The following is a 20,986-nucleotide window of genomic DNA, read 5'->3' as shown; positions in this document are numbered from 1 at the left end:
GGGAGGACGCTTTGCTGAGCACGATGCAGGACGTACCGCTTCTCATCAGCCGGATACTCCGCCACGGGATGACCATCCACGGGACGTCCCAGGTGACGACCTGGACCGGGGAGGCCGAGCCGCACCGCCGCAGCTTCGCCGAGATCGGCGCCCGCGCCGGCCGCCTCGCCCACGCCCTGCGGGACGAGCTCGGTGTCCGGCAGGACGACCGTGTGGCAACGCTGATGTGGAACAACGCCGAGCATGTCGAGGCGTACTTCGCGATCCCCTCCATGGGCGCGGTCCTGCACACCCTGAACCTGCGGCTTCCGGCCGATCAACTGGTCTTCATCGTCAACCACGCCGCCGACCGGGTCGTGCTGGTGAACGGGACGCTGCTGCCGCTGCTCGCCCCGCTGCTGCCGCACCTGCCGACCGTCGAGCACGTCGTTGTCTCCGGCATCGGCGACCGCTCCGCGCTCGACGGGCTCGACGTGCGCGTCCACGAGTACGAGCAGCTCATCGAGGGCCGCTCCGCCGACTACGCCTGGCCCGAGCTGGACGAGCGCCAGGCCGCCGCCATGTGCTACACCTCCGGCACCACCGGGGACCCGAAGGGCGTCGTCTACTCGCACCGCTCCGTCTACCTGCACTCCATGCAGGTCAACATGACCGAGTCGATGGGCCTGACGGACAAGGACACGAGCCTCGTCGTCGTTCCCCAGTTCCACGTCAACGCCTGGGGACTGCCGCATGCCACCTTCATGACCGGCATCAACATGCTGATGCCGGACCGCTTCCTCCAGCCCGCCCCGCTGGCCGAGATGATCGAGCGGGAGCGGCCCACACACGCCGCGGCCGTCCCCACCATCTGGCAGGGCCTCCTCGTTGAGGTGGCCGCGAACCCGCGGGACCTGTCCTCGATGCGCCAGGTCACGATCGGCGGCGCCGCCTGCCCGCCCTCCCTGATGGAGGCCTACGACAAGCTCGGCGTGCGCCTCTGCCACGCCTGGGGCATGACCGAGACCTCCCCGCTGGGGACCATGGCGCACCCGCCGTCCGGGCTGAGCGCCGAAGAGGAGTGGCCGTACCGGATCACGCAGGGCCGCTTCCCGGCGGGCGTCGAGGGCCGCCTGGTCGGTCCCGGCGGGGATGTCCTGCCGTGGGACGGGAAGTCCGCGGGCGAGCTGGAGGTGCGCGGCCCCTGGATCGCGGGTGCCTACTACGGCGGCGTGTCCGGTGAACCGGTCCGGCCCGAGGACAAGTTCAGCGCCGACGGCTGGCTGAAGACCGGCGACGTCGGCGTGATCAGCCCGGACGGCTTCCTCACCCTGACCGACCGGGCCAAGGACGTCATCAAGTCCGGCGGCGAGTGGATTTCCAGCGTGGAGCTGGAGAACGCGCTCATGGCGCACCCGGAGGTCGCCGAGGCGGCGGTCGTGGCCGTTCCCGACGACAAGTGGGGGGAGCGGCCGCTGGCCACGGTGGTCCTCAAGGAGGGCGCCACCGCCGACTACGCGGCGCTGCGGGAGTTCCTCGCCGGGTCCGTCGCGAAGTGGCAGCTGCCCGAGCGCTGGACGTCCGTCCCGGCCGTCCCCAAGACCAGCGTGGGCAAGTTCGACAAGAAGGTGATCCGCAGGCAGTACGCGGACGGCGAGCTCGACGTGACGACCCTCGGCTGAGCCGCCGTCCGGGGCGGGGTCAGGCCCGCGTCAGCCACGACCGCAGCAGGCGGCTGACGGCGGGCATGGCCGCGTAGGTCATGAGGGTGCTGAAGACGGCCGCGAAGGCGGCCGTCCGCAGCACGAGGTGCAGGTCCACCAGGTACGGCCCGAGCAGCGCGTTCCCGGCGAGCGAGATGGGGAAGATGGCCAGCCCCGAGCTGACCGCCATCTTCCACCGCGGCGGCGCGGGCCGGGTCGTGCCCGGCTTGGCGAACCAGGTCTCCATCCCGTGCAGTTCCCGGCGGGCCGTCTCGGTGTGGCGGTGCCCCTCGCAGTTCGCGAAGAACGCGGCCCGCTCCGGCGAGTCCTGCCAGCGGCGGAACGCCTCCTGGTCACGGAAGCGGTGCACGAGGAACCAGGGCGCGCCGTCCCGCGACGGGCGGAACAGCCCGTACCCGAGGTGCCCCGGGAAGGCCGCGGCGGTCTCCAGGATGGCGCGCGCCCACGTCTCGAACGCCTCCTCGTAGCCCGGCTCCACCTGGCGGGCTATGAGGAGGCTCACCTCCCCGTTGTCGGCGGGGACGGTGCGCTCGGACGAGTCGGTGAGGGCCATCGGCCCAGGATGGCTAGTTCGTGCCGATCTTGGCGAGCAGGTCCACGATGCGGCCTTGCACGTCCGCCGTGGTGGCCCGCTCGGCGAGGAAGAGCACGCTCTCCCCGGACGCCAGCCGCGGCAGCGCCTCCGGTTCGATGCCGGCGGCCGTGTAGACGACCAGCGGGGTACGGCTGAGCAGGCCGTTGGCGCGCAGCCAGTCCACGATGCCGGCCCTGCGGCGGCGGACCTGCATGAGGTCCATGACCACCAGGTTGGGCCGGGTGCGGGCGGCCGTCTCCGCGGCGTCTGTGTCGGCGCCCGCCCGCGCCACCTGGAGCCCGCGCCGCTCCAGGGCGGCCGTCAGGGCCGCGGCGATCGCGTCGCGCTCCTCGATCAGCAGGACCCGCGAGGGGTGCTGCTCGCTGTCGCGCGGCGCGAGCGCCTTCAGCAGCACGGCCGGGTCCGCCCCGTAGGCGGCGTCCCGCGAGGCGTGGCCCAGCCCGGCCGTCACCAGCACGGGCACCTCGGCGGCCACCGCGGCGGAGCGCAGCGACTGGAGGGCGGTCCGGGTGATCGGCCCGGTCAGCGGGTCCACGAACAGGGCGGCCGGGAACGCCGCTATCTGCGCGTCGACTTCCTCGCGGGAGTGGACGACGACGGGGCGGTAGCCGCGGTCGCTGAGCGCCTGCTGCGTCTGGGCGTCGGGCGCGGGCCACACCAGCAGCCGGCGCGGGTTGTCCAGCGGCTCGGGCGGCAGCTCGTCGTCGACGGGCGGGGGCACGGGCCGGTTGACGACCTCGACGGCGCCGCCGGGCCCGTCCAGCGGTTCGGGCCCCTCGGCGGCGCCCGCCTGGGGAGCTCCTATCGCGAAGGCGCGGCCCTGAGGAGCAGGCTCGGCGAGGCGGCGCCGGCGGCCGGAGCCGCCCGCACCGGTGGCGTCGGAGCCCGTGGCGGCCGGGTCCACGGCGATGCCCTGGCCGAGGGTGCCGAGGGCGCGGACACTGATGGGCCGGCCCGCCTCGGCGGTGTCCTGCGGCTGCCGCGCCCCCGGTACGGCAGGCCTGCCGGAGGCGTCGTCGCCCTCGGGCGCGGTCCGCGCACCGGGCACGGGCCACGCGGACGGGGCGGGCGGTTCGGCGAGGCGGCGCCGCCCGGTCGGCGGTACGGCCGCCTCGGCACCGGCGGCGGGCTGCTCGGCGGGGGCGCCGGCCGGTGCCCCCGGCGTGCCCAGGGTGCGGCGCGCACGCCGCCCGGCCGGAGCCTCGCCCTCGGCGGGCGCCGGCGGTACGGGCCCGGGCGCATCCGCCGGGACCAAGCCGGCCACGGGAGCGGCGGCGGGCGTCGGAGCCTGCGCGGCGGCGGCCGGCCCCGCGGGTGCGGCCGGGAACCCGGGTGCGGCGGCCGGTGCCGGAGGCGGCGTCGGTCCGGGCGGCAGCGCGAAGCCGCCCTCGGGTGCGATGGGCCGGCCGGGGGCTGCCGCGGCGCCGGGCCCGCCCGGAACGGCCGGGCCGAGCCCGGTCGCGGGAACGGGGCCGCCGGGCCGTGCGACCGCAGCGGTACCCAGGGCGCGGCGGCGGCCCGCCGGGTGCTCGGTGGCCGGGACCGGCGGCACGGCGGGCACGGGCGGCAGCGCGGGCATCGCGCCGCCCTGCGGGGGCACGGGCCCGGCGTCGCCCTCGGGGCCGCCGTCGCCGTCGCGCCCGCGGCGGCGGCCGGTGCCGAGCCCGGCCGGGTTCACCGGGGACTGCGCGAGAGCGGGGCCGGCCGGGGCGGCGTCCGCCGCGGCCGGGGCCTCGCCGCCCCGGCGGCGTCCGGACGGCAGGGCGAGCGCCCCGCCCTCGGCGGGCTCGTCCCGGTCCTCCAGGAAGGCGTCGACTCCGCGGCGGCCGCGGCGCCCGGTTCCCCGGCCGGCCTGCGGCTCGGGCTCCGCTTCGGCCTCCGGATCCGGCTCCGGCTCGGGCTCCGGCTCCGGCTCCGGCTCGGGCAGGGTCACCGTCCCGGCCCCCGACCCCAGCGGCAGTTCCAGTACGTACGCGCCGCCCGGGGCCCCGGGGACCTCGACTGTCTGGAGCACGCCCCCGTGCGCGGTGACGATGCCGCGCACGATCGGCTCGTGGACCGGGCTGCCGCCCTCGTACGGCCCGCGCACCTCGATGCGCACGACCTCGCCCCGCTGCGCCGCGGCGACCACGATCGTGGCGTCGCCGTAGCCGCTGCCCTGGGGGGTCTTCCCGGTGGCGTCCACTCCGGCGACGTCCGCCACCAGGTGGGCGAGCGCGGTCGCGACGCGGTCGGCGTCCACCTCGGCCTCGATGGTCGGCGCGTGGACGGCGAACTGGACCCGGCCCGGGCCGATCAGCTCGACGGCCGCATCGACGCCGGCTGCGACGACCCCGTTCATGAGGACGTTCTTCTTCCTCAGCTTCTCGCTGCCCGCGTCGAGGCGCTGGAAGCCGAGCACGTTGTCCACGAGGGCGGTCATCCGGGAGTACCCGGCGGCCAGGTGGTGCAGCAGCTGGTTGGCCTCGGGCCACAGCTGGCCCCCGTCGTCGGCGGCCAGCGTGGCCAGCTCGCCGCGCAGCTCCTCCAACGGCCCGCGCAGGGACTCGCCGAGGACGGCGACGAGCTGGGCGTGGCGCGCGGCCAGGGCGTCGAAGGGCCGGCGGTCGGTGAAGGTCATGACCGCCCCGACGAGCACGTCGCCGTCGCGCACGGGCGAGGTGGTCAGGTCGACGGAGACCGGCTGTCCGGCCTTGTTCCACAGCACCTGCCCGCGGACGCGGTGCTTGCGGCCGCTGCGGAGCGTGTCCGCGAGCGGCGACTCCTCGAAGGGGAACGGGGAGCCGTCGGCGCGGGAGTGCTGGATCAGGGCGTGGAGCTCCCGGTTGCCGAGGTCGGTGGCCCGGTAGCCGAGGATCTGGGCGGCGGCCGGGTTGACCAGGACGACCCGGCCGTCGGTGTCGGTGCCGACGACGCCCTCGGCGGCGGCGCGCAGGATCATCTCGGTCTGCCGCTGTGAGCGCGCGAGCTCGGCCTCGGTGTCGACGGTCTCGGACAGGTCGCGGACGACGAGCATCAGCAGCTCGTCGCCGGTGTACCCGGGCTGCGGCTCGCGGTAGGCGTCGCGGCCGTCGAGGTGGGCGTGCGTGACCTCGACGGGGAACTCGCTGCCGTCGGTGCGGCGGGCGACCATCCGCTTGGGCTTGGCGCGACCGCCCTCGCCGTCGCCGGGCCGGCGCATCGATCCGGGGATCAGCTTGGAGTCGAAGTCCGGGAAGAGGTCGAGCACGCCGCGGCCCACCAGGCCGGTGCCGGGGCTCTCCATGGCCTCGAGGGCGATCGAATTCGCGTTGACGACCGTGCCGTTGGCGTTGACCAGCAGCAGCGCATCCGGAAGCGCATCGAGTATTGCTGCGAGGCGAGCAGCGCCCCGGGATGGCCTGCTGCTCACGACGAGCTTCCTCCCTGACCAGGACTACCGGCATGTCACGGGAGGAGTCTAAGGGCACCGTCCCGCCGCGGGGTGGCCGATGTCGGGGCGGCCACCCCCGTCCGAGGCATCGTCCCAGGTCAGGAGCGCCCGGCCGGAAGCACAGGTTCCAAGTTGTTCCAGCGGGCGATCTCGCACCCGTTCGTTCGCCGGAACGTGGCATTCACCTTCTCTCCGCGCCACGTTCCGGTGATGCGCGCGGTGGCCGGACCGCCGTCCTGCAGGGTGCACATCTGCCGCTTGGGCTCGGCGGCGAACGGATCCGCGCCGTCCTGCGCGAGGCGGTCGAGCCGGGCGCACGCCCGGTCGCGCTCGGGGTGGTTCCCGCCCGTGGGGCGGCATTCGAGCACGTACTCGCCCTCCGCCCGCGGGTTGCCGGTGGCGGACACGGCGATGGTGAGGTGGTCGGGGCTGCTCAGCAGCCTGCTCAGGGGCAGCGGGGGCAGCGGGCCGGCGGCCGTCGTGGCCAGGACGGAGGTGACGGCGAAGGCGGCGAGTCGCAGCATGGGGCACTCCAGGTCGTCCGTACGTCGTGCACCGGTACCAACGACGGGCCTGCCGGGCGCGTGACGGCCGCGGCGGCCGTGTGCCGGGAGTGATTAAGGCTTTGCCCTGTGACCGGCTGTCCTAGTACCGTGGGAGCGGATTGGTGACCGGCCCCGCGCCTGTGTCATCATCTGCACGCACCCTCCTCGCGGGGGTGTGCTGGAGGCGTCGCCTAGTCCGGTCTATGGCGCCGCACTGCTAATGCGGTTTGGGGCTTACCCCCCATCGAGGGTTCAAATCCCTCCGCCTCCGCAGCCCACGAAGCCCCGGTCCTTGCGGACCGGGGCTTCGCTGCTTTCCGGGCGCATCCGGCGGGGGCCCGGGAGGCGTCACGGGTGGCGGCCCGGGAGGCGTCCGAAACCGGGGGCCGACCCGGTCCGCCCTGGGCGCCCCTCCGTCCGGACGATCGCCCTCCGGGGCGTTTTCGCAGGTCAGAGCCGGTTTGCTTAACGGATTTCGCGTCCCGGCAAGGTCCATGTATTGTTGTTCTCGCAAGGCCAACGGGGCGAAAAACCCCGAGAAGCCCAAGCACTCGTAGCTTAACGGATAGAGCATCTGACTACGGATCAGAAGGTTGCAGGTTCGAATCCTGCCGAGTGCACAGCCGAAGAGGCCCCCCGGTTCACCGGGGGGCCTCTTGCGTTGATCATGCAGCGTCGGCGCCCGGAGGCGGCCGGCTGTGCAGTACCGCGGGAGGGACACCAGGTGGACGACATCGACCGGGCGCTTGTCCGGAACCTGCAGGAGGACGCCGGCCGCTCGTATGCGGCGCTCGGCGCCGCCGTCGGGCTCTCCGCCGGCGCCGCCCACGAGCGGGTCCGCAAGCTGCGCGAGCGCGGCGTCATCCGGCGGACCACCGTCGACGTGGACCCCGCCGCCGTCGGCAGCGGGGTGCTGGCCTACGTGATGGTCGACGCCAACGCCTGGATGGGTGACTCCGCCGCCGCGTTCGAGGCGATCGCCGAGATCCAGGAGGCGCACGTCATCGCGGGCAGCGCCTCCGTCCTGGTGAAGGTGCGCACGGCCACGACCGAGCAGCTCCAGGACGTCCTGCGCCGCCTGTACGCCATCGACGGGGTCAGCGGAACCCAGGCCACCGTCGTGCTGGAGACCTTCTTCGAGCGGCCGGTCCCGCTGTGACCTGGCGGTGCACCGGGATGCGCTGGAGCGGAGGCCGGCCCGCCGTCGGCTGGGTCGCGGACGGCCGCGGCGAGCGCACCAGCCCCCTCGTGTACGGCGCCGCGCTCGCCTTCGCCGCGCGCGGGGAGCGGCGCTGCCTCGGGGTCCGGCGGGCCGGGAAGCGGACGCCGTGCCCGGCGGGCGCCGCCGTGCCGGCCGCTGCCGGGAGCGCCCAGTGCCCCGAATGCGCCCGCCTGGACCGGTCGTTCTCGGTGGCAGCCGACACCAACGCCGGTGATCCCCGCCCCTACCGCGTCTACCTGGCCTGGTTCGGGCCCGGGCTGGTCAAGGTGGGGATCACGGCCGAGGAGCGCGGTGCGGCCCGGCTCCTGGAGCAGGGGGCCGTCGCCTGGGCCTGGCTCGGCCGGGGCCCGCTGATGGCGGGCCGGCGCACCGAGGAACTGCTGCGGGCCGCGCTGGGGGTGCCCGACCGCATCCCGTACGCCCGCAAGCGCGCCCTCCGCAGCCGGCTGCCGGCGGCCGCCGACCGGGTCGGCGCGGTTGCCGCACTGCACGCGGAGGCGGCCGCGCTGGAGGGCTGGCCGCCGTCGCTGGAGCGGCTGCCGTGCGAAGTCGTCGACCATGCGGCGGCATTCGGGCTGGACGGACTGCCCGACCCTGCCCGCGTGGTCACCGCGATGGCGTCCGGAGGGGCCGTCGCAGGCCGGCTGGCCGCTGCGGCCGGCCCCGACCTGCACTTCTCCGACGGGCTCGTCCTGGACACCCGCCTGCTCGCCGGCTGGGAACTGGTCGCCGCCGCCGGCCGCACCACCGACGTGCCGACGGCCGCCGTCCCGTCCGACGGCGGCGCCCGCCAGGACGGGCTCTTCTGACGGCAGCCGGGGCGCGAAGGTCAAATCTTGGATCCCTTCCGCCCGCAGGGCCCTTGTGCCATGGACACGGGGGCGGGCCGCCGCAGAGGGTGGGGGCATGACCGCCACACCCGTACCCGCATTCGAACCGCCCTACGTGATGGCCGTGTTCACCTCCGTCCGCACGCCCGACGACAGCGGTTACCCCGAGACCCTCGCCCGCATGGCGGAACTCGTCCGGAAGGTCCCCGGCTTCCTCGGATACGAGTCCGCCCGCACCCCCGGCGGCCTCGGCATCACCGTCTCCTACTTCCGCGACCACGAGGCGCTCGCCCGGTGGCGCCGCGAGGAGGAGCACCGGGCCGCGATGGAGCAGGGCCGCCGGGACTGGTACGAGAGCTACACCCTGCACGTCGGGACCGTCGAGCGGAGCCACGGATTTGACCGCAACGCCTGAGGCGGTGCGCGCCTTCCGGGAGCGGCTCGGCCTGCCCGGACTGGTCGACGTGCACACGCACTTCATGCCGGAACGGGTCCTCGCCAAGGTGTGGGACTACTTCGACGCGGCAGGCCCCCTCACCGGCGTCGCATGGCCCATCACCTACCGGCACGAGGAGGCCCGCCGGGTCGAGCTGCTGAGGGAGTTCGGCGTCCGCGCGTTCACCTCCATGCTCTACCCGCACAAGCCGCAGATGGCCGCCTGGCTCAACGCGTGGTCGGCCTCGTTCGCCGCCCGCACCCCCGACTGCCTGCACACCGCCACGTTCTTCCCCGAGCACGAGGCCGCGGGCTACGTCCGGCAGGCCGTCGAGTCCGGGGCCCGCGTCTTCAAGGCGCACCTCCAGGTGGGCGGCTACGACCCGAACGACGGTCTGCTCGAACCGGTGTGGGGCCTCCTCGCCGAGGCGGGCGTCCCGGTCGTCGTGCACTGCGGGTCGGGGCCCGTGCCGGGCAAGCACACCGGGCCCGGCCCCATCGCGGCCCTACTGGCCCGCCACCCCCGGCTGGAGCTGATCGTCGCCCACATGGGCATGCCCGAGTACGGCGACTTCCTGGGCCTCGCCGAGCAGTACCCGGGGGTCCACCTGGACACCACCATGGCCTTCACCGACTTCTCGGCGCAGTTCGGCACCTTCCCGCCCGGCGCCCTCGGCCGCCTCGCGGACCTCGGCGACCGGATCCTCCTCGGCACGGACTTCCCGAACATCCCCTACCCGTACGAGCACCAGCTCGACGCCCTGGAGCGGCTCGGCCTCGGCGACGACTGGCTGCGCGCCGTCTGCCACGACAACGGGGCCCGCCTCTTCGCCCTGGACCGTACGGGCCCGCCGGCCCGGCCCGACCGCCCGGGCGCGGGCTGACGCCGCGGGGGACCGGCCACAGGGAGCCCGCGGGCGTTTCTCAGGGAATTCACAGACAAGGGCAAGAACGCTCTCAGAGGCGGCGGGGACCGTGGTCGCATGACTGCGACGACCATCTCTCCCGCGTCCGCGTCCACCGGTCACACCGCCGCCCTGGTGCGGCCCGACGGAGGGCCCTGCCGGGTCCTCGTCGTCGACGACGAGGCGCCCCTGTCCGAACTGCTCTCCATGGCGATGCGCTACGAGGGCTGCGAGGTCCGCAGCGCCGGCGACGGAGCGGCTGCGGTGCGCGCCGCCCGTGAGTTCCGGCCGGACGTCGTCGTCCTCGACGTCATGCTCCCCGACATGGACGGGCTCACCGTCCTGGGGCACCTGCGGCGCGAGATCCCGCAGGTCCCGGTGCTGTTCCTCACGGCCAAGGACTCCGTCGAGGACCGGATCGCCGGCCTGACCGCGGGCGGCGACGACTACGTCACCAAGCCGTTCAGCCTGGAGGAGGTCGTCGCCCGGCTGCGCGGGCTGGTCCGCCGTTCGGGGGCCGCGCAGGCCGCCCGCGGCGGCTCCGTGCTGTCCGTGGGCGACCTGCTGCTCGACGAGGACAGCCACGAGGTGTCTCGGGCCGGCCGGGAGATCCACCTGACCGCCACCGAGTTCGAGCTGCTGCGCTACCTGATGCGCAACCCGCGGCGCGTGCTGAGCAAGGCGCAGATCCTGGACCGGGTGTGGTCGTACGATTTCGGCGGCCAGGCGAACGTCGTCGAGCTGTACATCTCCTACCTGCGGCGGAAGCTGGAGAGCGGCCCCGGCCTGCCGCCGATGATCCACACCCGGCGCGGCGCGGGCTACCTGATCAAGCCGGCCGACCTGTGACCGTACGGGCCCCCAGGCGGCCGGGCCGCCAAGCCGCGGGTCGCCGCCCCCTGTGGCGCGGCGGCCCGCGGCGCGGGCGCACCTGGTCGCTGCGGGCCCGGCTCGTCGTCTCGGCCGTGTCCCTGATCGCCGTCGTCGGCGCCGCCATCGGCACCGTCACCACCCTCGCCCTGCGCTCCCACCTCGTCGAGAAGGTGGACCAGCAGCTGCGGATCAGCGTCGACATGGCCGGCCCCAAGGGCCCCGGTGCAGCCAAGCCCGGCCGCGACGCCCTCTGGTTCGTGGTCGCTCCCGGCACCCCCCTGGGCGCCGTCGGGATCCGCACCGAGGCCGACGGCACCGTCCGCGGCGCCCACCTCGCCGTCTCCGGCGGGCCCGGGGCCGACCACCGGCGCACCCTCACCCCGGCCCAGACCGACGCCCTCTCCCGTATCGCCCGCCGAGCGTCCGGGGCCGGCCGGCCCGCCCCCGCCGACCTGGAGCTGCCGGGACTCGGCGTCTACCGCGTCCTCGCCGCCCCCGACGGCAGCATCGTCCTCGGCTACCCGCTCGCCGAGGTCGACTCGACCGTCGGCACCCTGATCGCGGTCGAGGTGTGCGTCACCCTGGCCGGGCTGATCGCGGCCTCCCTCGTCGGCCAGGTCACGGTCGGCGTCGCACTGCGCCCGCTGCGCCGCGTGGCCGCCACCGCGACCCGCGTCTCGGAACTCCCCCTGCACAGCGGCGAGCCCGCCCTGCACGAGCGGGTCCCCGAAGCCGAGGCCGACCCCCGCACCGAGGTGGGCCAAGTCGGCGCCGCACTCAACCGGATGCTGGGGCATGTGGCCTCCGCCCTCAGCGCGCGCCAGCAGAGCGAGATGCGGGTCCGCCAGTTCGTCGCCGACGCCAGCCACGAGCTGCGCACCCCGCTCGCCTCCATCCGCGGCTACGCGGAGCTCACCCGGCGGGGGCGGGAGCAGCCCGGCCCGGACATCCGGCACGCCCTCGGCCGCATCGAGTCGGAGGCCACCCGGATGACCGGGCTCGTCGAAGACCTCCTCCTGCTGGCCCGGCTCGATGCGGGGCGCCCGTTGTCCCTCGCCGACACCGACCTGGCCCCTCTCGTCGTCGATGCGGTCGGCGACGCCCGCGCGGCCGGCCCCGGGCACCACTGGCGCCTCGACCTCCCCGCCGAGCCGGCCCCCGTACGGGCGGACCCGGCCCGGATCCAGCAGGTCCTGGTGAACCTGCTCGCCAACGCCCGCACCCACACCCCGCCCGGAACCACCGTCATCGCCCGTGTTTCACGTGAAACACCGGCGGTTTCACGTGAAACATCCGCCGAGGCCGACCGCCCGCGGCCCGCCATCCGCCTCCGGATCGAGGACGACGGCCCCGGCATCCCGGCCGAGCTGCTGCCCCGCGTCTTCGAGCGGTTCGCGCGCGGCGACGCCTCCCGCTCGCGAACCGCGGGCTCCACGGGCCTCGGCCTCGCCATCGTCGCCGCCGTCGTCACCGCGCACGGCGGCCGCGTCGGCGTCGAGAGCCGGCCCGGCCGGACCTGCTTCGAGGTCGTCCTGCCGTTCGCCCCCGAGTCCGGTCCGGAGACGCGGACGACCGTGCCCGCCGCGGCCACGGCCGCCCCGGCACCCCACTCACAGACGGGCCACAGGCTCACCACACAGCGGTGACAGCCCGCCGGGCCAGGCTCCGGGCATGCCAACCGACACTCCCGCCGGCACACTCCCGGCACGGACGCACCTGGCGCCCGTGCCGGGCGAGCCCGTCCTCGACGTGGTGGTCCCGGTCTTCAACGAGGAGGCGGACCTGGGCCCGTGCGTGCGCAGGCTCCACGACCACCTCGGCCGCACGTTCCCGTACGGCTTCCGCATCACGATCGCCGACAACGCCAGCACCGACGCCACCCCCCGGATAGCGGCCGGCCTCGCCGCCCGCCTCGACGGCGTACGCAGCGTCCGGCTGGAGGAGAAGGGCCGGGGCCGCGCCCTGCGCACCGTCTGGGCCGACTCCGACGCGCCCGTGCTGGCCTACATGGACGTCGACCTCTCGACCGACCTCAACGCACTGCTGCCGCTGGTCGCACCGCTCGTCTCCGGCCACTCCGACCTCGCCATCGGCACCCGGCTGGCCCGCTCCTCCCGCGTGGTCCGCGGAGCCAAGCGGGAGTTCGTCTCCCGCGCCTACAACCTGCTGCTGCGCTCCTCCCTCGCGGCCCGCTTCAGCGACGCCCAGTGCGGGTTCAAGGCCATCCGGCGCGATGTCGCCGAGCGGCTGCTACCGCTGGTGGAGGACTCAGGCTGGTTCTTCGACACCGAGCTGCTCGTCCTCGCCGAACGCGCCGGCCTGCGGATCCACGAGGTCCCGGTCGACTGGGTGGACGACCCGCGCTCCACCGTCCACATCGCCCGGACCGCCCTCGAGGACCTCAAGGGCGTGTGGCGGGTGGGCCGGGCGCTGGCCACGGGCGCCCTGCCGCTGGACCGGCTGGCCCGCCCCTTCGGTGACGACCCCCGCGACCGCGGCGCCCTCCCCGGGGTACCGGGCGGGCTGGCCCGGCAGCTCCTCGGCTTCTGCACCGTCGGCGCACTGTCCACCCTCTGCTACCTCGCCCTCTACTCCCTCTTCCGGGCCGGTGCCGGGCCGCAGACCGCCAACGCGGCCGCGCTGCTGCTGTCCGCGGTCGCCAACACCGCCGCCAACCGGCGGCTCACCTTCGGGGTCCGCGGCCGCGAGCGGGCCGGGCGCCACCAGGCGCAGGGCCTCGTCGTGTTCGCCGTCGGGCTGGCCCTGACCAGCGGCTCGCTCGCCGCACTCGGCGCCGCCACCGCGCGCCCCGGCCAGGGCACCGAACTGGCCGTGCTGGTCACGGCGAACCTCGCCGCGACCGTGCTGCGGTTCCTGCTCTTCCGCGCCTGGGTCTTCCCAGACCGGCGCACCCCTGCTGCAAAGGACCACCTGCGATGACCTCGGCCGTACCGCCCCCGGACGCCCCGCTCACCGGCCGGGCCGCCGCCCCGCCCCGCCCAGCCGCACGCCGGGCCGCCTCCCGCCCGCGCTGGGAACTCCCCGCCCTCTCGGCGCTGCTCGCGGCGACCGCCGCACTGCTGCTGTGGAACCTGGGCGCCTCCGGCTACGCCAACTCCTTCTACTCGGCGGCCGCCCAGGCCGGCAGCGAGAGCTGGAAGGCCTTCTTCTTCGGCTCCTCGGACGCCGGCAACTCCATCACCGTGGACAAGCCGCCCGCCGCGCTGTGGCCGATGGCCCTGTCCGTCCGGCTGTTCGGGCTGGGCGGCTGGCAGCTCCTCGTCCCGCAGGCCCTGATGGGGGTCGCCACGACCGCCGTGCTCTACGCGGCGGTCCGCCGCCACTTCGGCCCGGCCGCGGCCCTGCTCAGCGGCACCGTCTTCGCGCTGACCCCGGTCGCCGCGCTGATGTTCCGCTTCAACAACCCCGATGCGCTGCTGACGCTCCTGCTGACCGCCACCGTGTACTGCGTGCTGCGCGCCCTCGACGGCGCCCGCACCGGCTGGCTGGCGGCCGCCGGGGCGGTGGCCGGCCTCGCCTTCCTGACCAAGACCCTCCAGGCGTTCGTGATCCTGCCGCCGCTCGCCCTCCTGTACGCCGTCTGCGCCCCGACCCGGCTGCGCCGCAGGCTCGGGCAGCTGTCGGGGGCCGGGGCAGCCATGGCGGTGGCCGGCGGCTGGTGGGTGGCGGTCGTCGAGCTGTGGCCCGCCTCCTCGCGCCCGTACGTCGGCGGCTCGCAGACCAACTCCTTCCTGGAGCTGACCCTCGGCTACAACGGCCTCGGCCGGATCAACGGCAACGAGACCGGCAGCGTCGGCGGCGGCCGACCCGGCGGTGGCGGCTGGGGCGAGACCGGCATCGACCGGTTGTTCTCGGCCAATGTCGGCGGTCAGATCTCCTGGCTGCTGCCGGCGGCCCTGGCCATGCTCGCCGCGGGACTGGTGATCACCTGGCGGGCGGCCCGCCCGGTGGCCTCCGTGGAGTCCGCGGCCCGCGCCGCCTTCCTGGCCTGGGGCGGCCCGCTGCTGCTCACCGCGGCCGTCTTCAGCTCCATGCAGGGCATCTTCCACGAGTACTACACGGTGGCCCTGGCCCCGTTCACGGCCGCGCTGGTCGGGATGGGCACCGTCCTGCTGTGGGAGGAGCGGGGCAGCACGGCGGCAGCGGCCGCCCTGTCCGGCACGCTCGCCCTGACCGCCGGGTGGTCGTGGGTGCTGCTCGGGCGCTCCCCGGACTTCGTGCCCTGGCTGCGCTGGGCCGTGCTCGCCGCCGGTCTGGCGGCGGCCGCCGGTCTGCTCGTCGGCGCCCGCGCGGGCATCCGGTTCACGCGGGGCGCGGCGGCGCTGGGGCTCGGCGCGGCGCTGGCCGGGCCGTTCGCGTACTGCCTGGCCACGGTGGCGTCCCCGCACACCGGATCGATCGTGACGGCCGGCCCGGCGGTGGCCGGGGCAGGCCCGGGGGGCCGGGGGGCCTTCGAAGGCGCCGGCCTTCCGCCCGGCGCCGGCCCTCAGGGCGCCCTGCCGCCCGGGTGGCAGGGCATCGTGCCGGGCCGGGACGGGCGGCAGGCCCCCGGCCGGATGCTCCCCGGCGGCCAGGACGGTGCGCCCGCGGGTCCCGGAGGTCCGGCGGGCGGCGCGGGCGGGCCGCAGGGCGGCGGCCCCGGCGGCCCGGGAGGCGCGGGCGGCCTGCTGAACGGGACGAAGCCGAGCACGGAGGCCGTGGCGGCCCTCCGCGCGGGCGGGGACGCGTACACGTGGGCGGCCGCCGTCGTGGGGGCCCAGAACGCGGCGGGCTACCAACTGGCCTCCGGCGAGGCGGTGATGCCGGTCGGAGGGTTCAACGGCAGCGATCCCTCGCCCACCCTGGAGCAGTTCCGGCAGTACGTGCGGTCCGGCAGGATCCACTACTTCATCGCGGGCAGCGCAGGCCCCGCCGCCGGGGAGGGGGCCGGGGGCCGGCGCGGCGGCGGCCCGGGCGGCGCCACCAGCAGCGCGATCACGGAGTGGGTGGAGGCGAACTTCGCCGCCACGACGGTCGGCGGGGCGGTCCTCTACGACTTGACGGCCCCGGCGGGAGCCGCCTCCGGCGCGTCCTGATCCCGCCGGGACGGCCCGGCGCCCCTGCCAGTGCTGTGGCCGGGAGGGTTTGCCGGGTCGCGGTGTCCGGTGCGGTGCACCGCGAGGCGGAGGACTGCGGCGCGTACTGGGCATACGTGCGCGGTCCGACGACGCGGCGAGGTGCCGTGCCGGGCGCCGTGCCCCGGTGAACCTTCCCGGTCACAGCACTGGCATCGCGAGGGCGGCCGGGCGCCTACGGGCAGGGCCCGCCGCTGTGAGGAGGTGCCTCGTGGAGACCGCGGCCGAACCCGGCGACGACCGGACCAGCGTGTGGCTTTCCGGCAGACCGGCCGTACCCGCGCGGCGCCGCGGCGGGGGCGCGGCCGCCCTGGGCCGGGAGCGGATCACGGCGGCAGCCGTCGAGCTGCTGGACGCCGACGGGCCGGCCCGGTTCTCGTGCGGCGGCTCGCGGCCGGGCGCGGCGTCACCGCGATGTCCCTGTACCGGTACGTCGACACCAAGCGCGACCTGCTCGAACTGGCCCTGGACCGGGCGCTGGGCTGGGCTTGCGATGTCTCCCGGTCCGCATCCGCAGGGGCGTGAGGACTGGCCGGACCGGCTGCGGGCGCTGGCGTGCGGCTACCGGAAGGTGCTCGCCGACCATCCGTGGGTGGCCGCGCTGGCGGCCGCGTACCCGAACGCCGGCCCGCACGCCCGCGCCTTCGACGCGGCCCTGCACCGGCTGCCGGACTCCGCGGGCCTGGACGGGGCCGGCCGGGCCGGAGCCCATCTGGCCGTAAGGCAGTTCCTGCACGGCTGCGGCGGCCCCGTCCGGCCGGTTGCGGACGGGGACTTCTCCCGGGCCCTCGACGTGCTGATCGCGGGGATCTCGGCGACGGCCGCCGCGCCGCGGCCGGGGTCCGGGCCCGCCGCCGGGTAGCGGACGCGGCGGCATCCGCCTGCGTCGGCCCCTACTTCTGGGCGGCTGCCGCCGAACGGTCCCGCGCCGGGCCGGACTTCAGCGCGACCTCCTTGATGAACACGGCCAGGAGCAGCGCGAGGAGGGCCGAGGGGGCCGCGTACAGGAACACGTCGCCGACACCGTGCCCGTACGCGGACTCGATGACCGCGCGCAGCGGCGCGGGCAGGGCGTCGAGGTCGGGGATGCCTCCGCCGGCGGTGCCGCCGTGGCCCATCGCGGCCGCCTTCGGGCCGAGCGCGGCCAGCCCCTCCTCGACGTAGTGGCTGACCCGGTGGGCCATGACCGCGCCGAGCGCCGAGACGCCGACGGCGCCGCCGAGGGAGCGGAAGAAGGTGACGACGGAGCTGGCCGCGCCGAGGTCGCCGGGCGCCACCTGGTTCTGGGTGGCGAGGACGAGGTTCTGCATCATCATGCCGAGGCCGAGTCCGGTGAGCGCCATGTAGACGGCGATGTGCCAGTACGGGGTGTCGTGGCGCAGGGTGCCGAGGAGTCCGAGGCCCGCGGTCAGGAGCACGCCGCCGGAGACGATCCAGGCCTTCCACCGGCCCGTCCTGGTGATGACCTGGCCGGAGACGGTGGAGGAGACGAACAGGCCGCCGATCATCGGGATGGTCAGGATGCCGGACATCGTGGGGGACTCGCCGCGGGCCAGTTGGAAGAACTGGCTGAAGAAGACCGTGCCGGAGAACATCGCGATGCCGACGAACAGCGAGGCGGCCGAGGCGAGGGCGATGGTCTTGTTCCGGAAGAGCCGCAGCGGGATGACCGGGTCGGCCGCGTGGCTCTCGGCGAGGACAAAGAGCAGGCCGAGGACGGCGGCGCCGCCGGTCATGGCCAGGGTGGTCCAGGAGATCCAGGCGTAGGAGTCGCCGGCCTGCGTGACCCAGACGAGCAGCAGCGAGACGGCCCCGCTGACGAGGACCGCCCCGAGCCAGTCGACCTTGGCGTCGGCGCGGCGGACGACGGGCAGCCGGAGCGTCTTCTGCAGGACGACGAGCGCGATGACGGCGAAGGGGACGCCGACGTAGAAGCACCAGCGCCAGCCGAGCCAGTCGGTGTCGGTGATGACACCGCCGAGCAGCGGCCCGCCGACGGTGGCGACGGCGAAGACGGCGCCGAGGTAGCCGCTGTACCGGCCGCGCTCGCGCGGGGAGATCATGGCGGCCATCACGATCTGCGCGAGGGCGGACAGGCCGCCGACGCCGATGCCCTGGACGACGCGGCAGGCGATGAGCATGCCGGTGTTCTGGGACAGCCCGGCGACGACCGATCCGAGCACGTAGACGACGAGAGCGAGCTGCACCAGCAGCTTCTTGCTGAACAGGTCGGCGAGCTTGCCCCACAGGGGGGTCGCGGCGGTCATCGACAGCAGGGCGGCGGTGACGACCCAGGTGTAGGAGGACTGGGTGCCGCCCAGCTCGCTGATGATCTGGGGGAGGGCGTTGGAGACGATCGTCGACGACAGGATCGCCACGAACATGCCGAGCATCAGCCCGGAGAGCGCCTTCATGATCTGCGGGTGGGTCATCGGCACGGGCGCGGCGTCTGAGGGCGCCTGGTCGGACGGGGCCTGCGACGGGCCGCCTCCCTTCACCCGGGCGGGTGTGGTGGTGGTCATGGGGGGTTCCTTCGTCTAGGGGCTCTGCCGGAAGCCCGTTCGGACGCTCGTCCGGAGCCGGGCCAGCAGCGAGCACAGGGCGTCGACGTCGTGGGCGGACCAGTCGTCCAGGGCTCCGGCCAGTGCGCCGGTGTACCGGGCGGCGACCTCGGCGAGGAGGGCCGAACCGGCGGGGGTGAGCCGCAGGATGCGGCAGCGGCCGTCCCCCGGGTCGGCGTCCCGGGTGATCCAGCCGCGGTCGGCGACGTGGGTGACGTGGCGGCTGGTCACGGAGATGTCGATGCCCATGAGCTCGGTGAGGCGGCTGAGCCGCATCTCGCCGTGGCGGTCGAGGATCGTCAGGACGGCTGCGCAGGCCGGGGGGCAGTCCGGCGGGAGAAGGCGGGCGAGGTCCCGTTTGACCGCGCCGATGCTCCCGAGCTGCCGGGCCAGTTCCTCGTAGCGGTCCGCCGGGGCGGTCTGCGTCGGCACCTGGCCGCTCCTCCTCCGTTTGTCGTTGCTTCAGGCAACCATAGAAGCGCTTGGTTGCTACAGGCAAATGAATTGGGGGGTTCCGGCGGTAAAGGAATCCCAAAAGCCGCTAGGGTCCCCGCCATGTCTTCGCACCAGGAATCTCCGGCCGACGCCCCGCAGGACCCGGCGGCCAGTACCCAGATGTTCCGCGCGTTCGTCGAGGAGGGCGCCCGCGACCCCAAGGCCCCCGGCACTCCCGGCGCCGGAGGCCGGCGCGGCGCGGAGCGCCCGTCCAGGGGCGGGGGGAACCTCGCCGCGCTCGCCGCCGGGTTCGCCGCGGTCCTCGCCGCGGCGCTCTGGATCGTCCTGCGCTGACCGTACGCCGACACCCGCACCGGGTGCCGGCCGGGCGGCTCAGCTCCAGGCGGCGGCGGCCCGCCGGGTCTCCACGTGCATGCCGAGCGGGACCCGCCAGGCGTCCAGGCAGACCGTGTGCGTCTGCGTCCGCGCCGTGCCCGCGGCCAGCGGGGCGGGCAGGGGCCGGCTGGTCCTGACGGTGGCCCAGTCGATCCCGAGGGCGCCGATGACGTGCGTCTCGAAGGTGACCGTCCCCGAACGGACCTCCGTACCGCCCGTGTTGGCGATGCGGACGGTCACCTGCTCGCACCAGCGGTCCGCCGCCGGCGCGCGGACCGGGCTGCCCACGGTGACGTACGCCGGCCCGGGCGCGGGCGGCGGCTCAGGAGGCGGCGTGGTGCCCGGCGCCGGGGCGGGCGTGGCGCCCGGGGGGCTCCCGGGCGCCGTGCCGGAGGGCGCGGGGGCGGGCGGGTCCTGGCCGCCGGGAGTGCCGGGCGGCACGGCCTGTCCGCCGCTCCCGCCGGGTGCGCCCGCCCCGGGCCCGCCCGGGCTCCGGGCGCCCGGAGCCCCGGCTGCCGTACGGGCCGGTGGCGCGGGCCCGTCTCCGAGGGGCGGATCTTCGAGCTGGCGGAACTCGACCGGCCCCCGCGGGGCGACGTTGTCGCCGGCGCGCCGCTCCGGGCCGGGAGCCGCTGCCCCGGCGGCTGCGTAGCCTCCGGACGGGGTGCCGGCGCAGCCGGCCAGGCAGGCCGCTGCCGCGAACAGCGCGAGCAGCGCCGCGGCCCGCCCTCCGGGTGCGGGGCCGGGAGTGCGGGTGGGGCCGGGGCCGGGACCAGGGCATCCGTCGGGCACGCGCCGCAGTGTGGCTGACGTCCCCTCACATGTAAACCCCGCCGGCGCACACACGTGCGGCCGCCGGATCCGGCAGGAGCCAGGATCCGGCGGCCGCACGCGCGAGAAGCGCCAGTCCCCGATCAGTCCCCGATCAGTCCGACACGGAGCTGCGCGAGCGTGCGCGTCAGCAGCCGCGAGACGTGCATCTGGGAGATGCCGACCTCTTCGCCGATCTGCGACTGCGTCATGTTGGCGAAGAAGCGGAGCATGATGATCTGCCGCTCGCGGGGCGGGAGTTTGGCCAGCAGCGGCTTGAGGGACTCGCGGTACTCGACCCCTTCGAGCGCGGTGTCCTCGTAGCCGAGCCGGTCGGCGAGCGAGCCGTCGCCGCCCTCGTCCTCCGGGGAGGGCGAGTCGAGCGAGGAGGCGGTGTACGCGTTGCCGACGGCCAGTCCGTCGACGACGTCCTCCTCGGACACCCCGAGCACTGCGGCGAGTTCGGGCACGGTCGGGGAGCGGTCGAGCCGCTGCGCGAGCTCGTCGCTCGCCTTGGTCAGGGCCAGGCGCAGCTCCTGGAGGCGCCGGGGGACCCGGACCGACCAGGAGGTGTCCCTAAAGAATCGTTTGATCTCGCCCACGACGGTCGGCATCGCGAACGTCGGGAACTCCACGCCCCGCTCGCAGTCGAACCGGTCGATCGCCTTGATCAGGCCGATCGTGCCGACCTGGACGATGTCCTCCATCGGCTCGTTGCGGCTGCGGAAGCGGGCGGCGGCGTACCGCACGAGCGGGAGGTTCAGCTCGATCAGGGTGTCGCGCACGTAGGCCCGTTCGGGGCTGTCCGGGTCCAGGGCGGCGAGTCGCTGGAAGAGGGAGCGGGAGAGGGTGCGGGTGTCGATGGCTTCCGAGCGGTCGGTCACCGCGGGTGCAGTCGGCGCATCGCTCTTGACGAGCGTGAGCACCTTGGAGCTGCCCTGGTCTTCGGACATGCCACCCCCTTGAGGTCGCGGACGGTCGCGTACGGCGCGCCCGTCGGAGGAACGCAGCCTCAACCTGAATACCGGAGCCGGGGCTGCGGCAAACGCGGTTCCAGCAGAATGTCACATGTCGGCAACGCGCTGTAGCGCCAAGTCGACATATATCTCCAGCGATAGAGCGGATTGCG

18 protein-coding genes and 2 tRNA genes are annotated in these 20,986 nt (G+C 75.1%); 13 read left to right on the top strand and 7 right to left on the bottom strand.

Going from position 1 to position 20,986, the window contains the following annotated elements; genetic code table 11:
- Positions 1-11 precede the first annotated feature (11 nt).
- Positions 12-1,661: a long-chain fatty acid--CoA ligase gene (locus tag ACZ462_RS10610; RefSeq protein WP_467805741.1), complete on the top strand. Its 1,650-nt coding sequence runs from the start codon at positions 12-14 to the stop codon at positions 1,659-1,661.
- Between the two features lie 19 nt (positions 1,662-1,680).
- Here the strand turns inward: ACZ462_RS10610 and ACZ462_RS10605 are convergent, their stop codons facing one another.
- From ACZ462_RS10605 to ACZ462_RS10595, 3 genes are all read right to left on the bottom strand, one after another.
- A complete protein-coding gene (locus ACZ462_RS10605) occupies positions 1,681-2,256 on the bottom strand; it encodes an antibiotic biosynthesis monooxygenase (protein ID WP_467805742.1) in 576 nt (191 codons plus the stop codon).
- A gap of 13 nt (positions 2,257-2,269) precedes the next feature.
- On the bottom strand, positions 2,270-5,689 hold the full coding sequence (locus ACZ462_RS10600) for a PAS domain-containing protein (protein ID WP_467805743.1): 3,420 nt from the start codon (positions 5,687-5,689) through the stop codon (positions 2,270-2,272).
- A 119-nt stretch (positions 5,690-5,808) separates the two neighbouring features.
- Complete coding sequence (locus tag ACZ462_RS10595) at positions 5,809-6,234, bottom strand: SSI family serine proteinase inhibitor (protein WP_467805744.1); 426 nt, start codon at positions 6,232-6,234, stop codon at positions 5,809-5,811.
- A 201-nt stretch (positions 6,235-6,435) separates the two neighbouring features.
- Here ACZ462_RS10595 and ACZ462_RS10590 point away from each other — a divergent pair.
- The 11 genes from ACZ462_RS10590 to ACZ462_RS10540 all read left to right on the top strand — a co-directional run bounded on the left by ACZ462_RS10590 (position 6,436) and on the right by ACZ462_RS10540 (position 16,517).
- Positions 6,436-6,526: transfer RNA gene (locus ACZ462_RS10590), tRNA-Ser, on the top strand.
- 276 nt (positions 6,527-6,802) lie between these two features.
- Positions 6,803-6,875: transfer RNA gene (locus tag ACZ462_RS10585), tRNA-Arg, on the top strand.
- A gap of 104 nt (positions 6,876-6,979) precedes the next feature.
- On the top strand, positions 6,980-7,414 hold the full coding sequence (locus tag ACZ462_RS10580; RefSeq protein ID WP_467805745.1) for an Lrp/AsnC family transcriptional regulator: 435 nt from the start codon (positions 6,980-6,982) through the stop codon (positions 7,412-7,414).
- 17 nt (positions 7,415-7,431) lie between these two features.
- Entirely contained in the window at positions 7,432-8,286 is an 855-nt protein-coding gene (locus tag ACZ462_RS10575; protein ID WP_467805746.1) for a DUF2797 domain-containing protein, read from the top strand.
- 97 nt (positions 8,287-8,383) lie between these two features.
- Complete coding sequence (locus ACZ462_RS10570) at positions 8,384-8,722, top strand: antibiotic biosynthesis monooxygenase family protein (RefSeq protein ID WP_467805747.1); 339 nt, start codon at positions 8,384-8,386, stop codon at positions 8,720-8,722.
- The gene (locus tag ACZ462_RS10565) at positions 8,706-9,626 is read left to right on the top strand and encodes an amidohydrolase family protein (RefSeq protein ID WP_467805748.1); all 921 of its coding nucleotides are present in this window, start codon (positions 8,706-8,708) and stop codon (positions 9,624-9,626) included. The genes ACZ462_RS10570 and ACZ462_RS10565 overlap by 17 nt, the downstream gene beginning before the upstream one ends.
- A gap of 99 nt (positions 9,627-9,725) precedes the next feature.
- A complete protein-coding gene (locus ACZ462_RS10560; protein WP_467805749.1) occupies positions 9,726-10,496 on the top strand; it encodes a response regulator transcription factor in 771 nt (256 codons plus the stop codon).
- A gap of 50 nt (positions 10,497-10,546) precedes the next feature.
- A complete protein-coding gene (locus tag ACZ462_RS10555) occupies positions 10,547-12,166 on the top strand; it encodes a sensor histidine kinase (protein ID WP_467805815.1) in 1,620 nt (539 codons plus the stop codon).
- Between the two features lie 25 nt (positions 12,167-12,191).
- On the top strand, positions 12,192-13,460 hold the full coding sequence (locus tag ACZ462_RS10550) for a bifunctional glycosyltransferase family 2/GtrA family protein (protein ID WP_467805750.1): 1,269 nt from the start codon (positions 12,192-12,194) through the stop codon (positions 13,458-13,460).
- Positions 13,457-15,616 carry a glycosyltransferase family 39 protein gene (locus ACZ462_RS10545; RefSeq protein WP_467805752.1) on the top strand — a complete coding sequence of 720 codons (2,160 nt, stop codon included), beginning with the start codon at positions 13,457-13,459 and terminating at the stop codon, positions 15,614-15,616. The genes ACZ462_RS10550 and ACZ462_RS10545 overlap by 4 nt, the downstream gene beginning before the upstream one ends.
- A 532-nt stretch (positions 15,617-16,148) precedes the next feature.
- Positions 16,149-16,517, top strand: coding sequence for a TetR/AcrR family transcriptional regulator C-terminal domain-containing protein (locus ACZ462_RS10540; RefSeq protein ID WP_467805753.1), 369 nt, complete (start codon positions 16,149-16,151; stop codon positions 16,515-16,517).
- A gap of 31 nt (positions 16,518-16,548) precedes the next feature.
- Here the strand turns inward: ACZ462_RS10540 and ACZ462_RS10535 are convergent, their stop codons facing one another.
- Complete coding sequence (locus ACZ462_RS10535; protein WP_467805817.1) at positions 16,549-18,087, bottom strand: MDR family MFS transporter; 1,539 nt, start codon at positions 18,085-18,087, stop codon at positions 16,549-16,551.
- A 105-nt stretch (positions 18,088-18,192) separates the two neighbouring features.
- On the bottom strand, positions 18,193-18,648 hold the full coding sequence (locus ACZ462_RS10530; RefSeq protein WP_467805755.1) for a MarR family winged helix-turn-helix transcriptional regulator: 456 nt from the start codon (positions 18,646-18,648) through the stop codon (positions 18,193-18,195).
- 123 nt (positions 18,649-18,771) lie between these two features.
- Between ACZ462_RS10530 and ACZ462_RS10525 the strand changes: the two genes are divergently transcribed.
- Positions 18,772-19,005: a hypothetical protein gene (locus ACZ462_RS10525; RefSeq protein ID WP_467805756.1), complete on the top strand. Its 234-nt coding sequence runs from the start codon at positions 18,772-18,774 to the stop codon at positions 19,003-19,005.
- Between the two features lie 39 nt (positions 19,006-19,044).
- On the opposite strand, the gene ACZ462_RS10520 is transcribed toward ACZ462_RS10525, so the two are convergent.
- Together ACZ462_RS10520 and ACZ462_RS10515 are read right to left on the bottom strand one after the other, a co-directional pair.
- The gene (locus tag ACZ462_RS10520) at positions 19,045-19,839 is read right to left on the bottom strand and encodes a hypothetical protein (protein ID WP_467805757.1); all 795 of its coding nucleotides are present in this window, start codon (positions 19,837-19,839) and stop codon (positions 19,045-19,047) included.
- Between the two features lie 122 nt (positions 19,840-19,961).
- Entirely contained in the window at positions 19,962-20,810 is an 849-nt protein-coding gene (locus ACZ462_RS10515) for an RNA polymerase sigma factor SigF (protein ID WP_467805758.1), read from the bottom strand.
- Positions 20,811-20,986: the final 176 nt, after the last annotated feature.

This window comes from Streptomyces sp. NPDC031121 (assembly GCF_055570615.1).
Note: the sequence above shows the minus strand (reverse complement) of the source record. Positions and strands in the feature narration are given on the sequence as shown.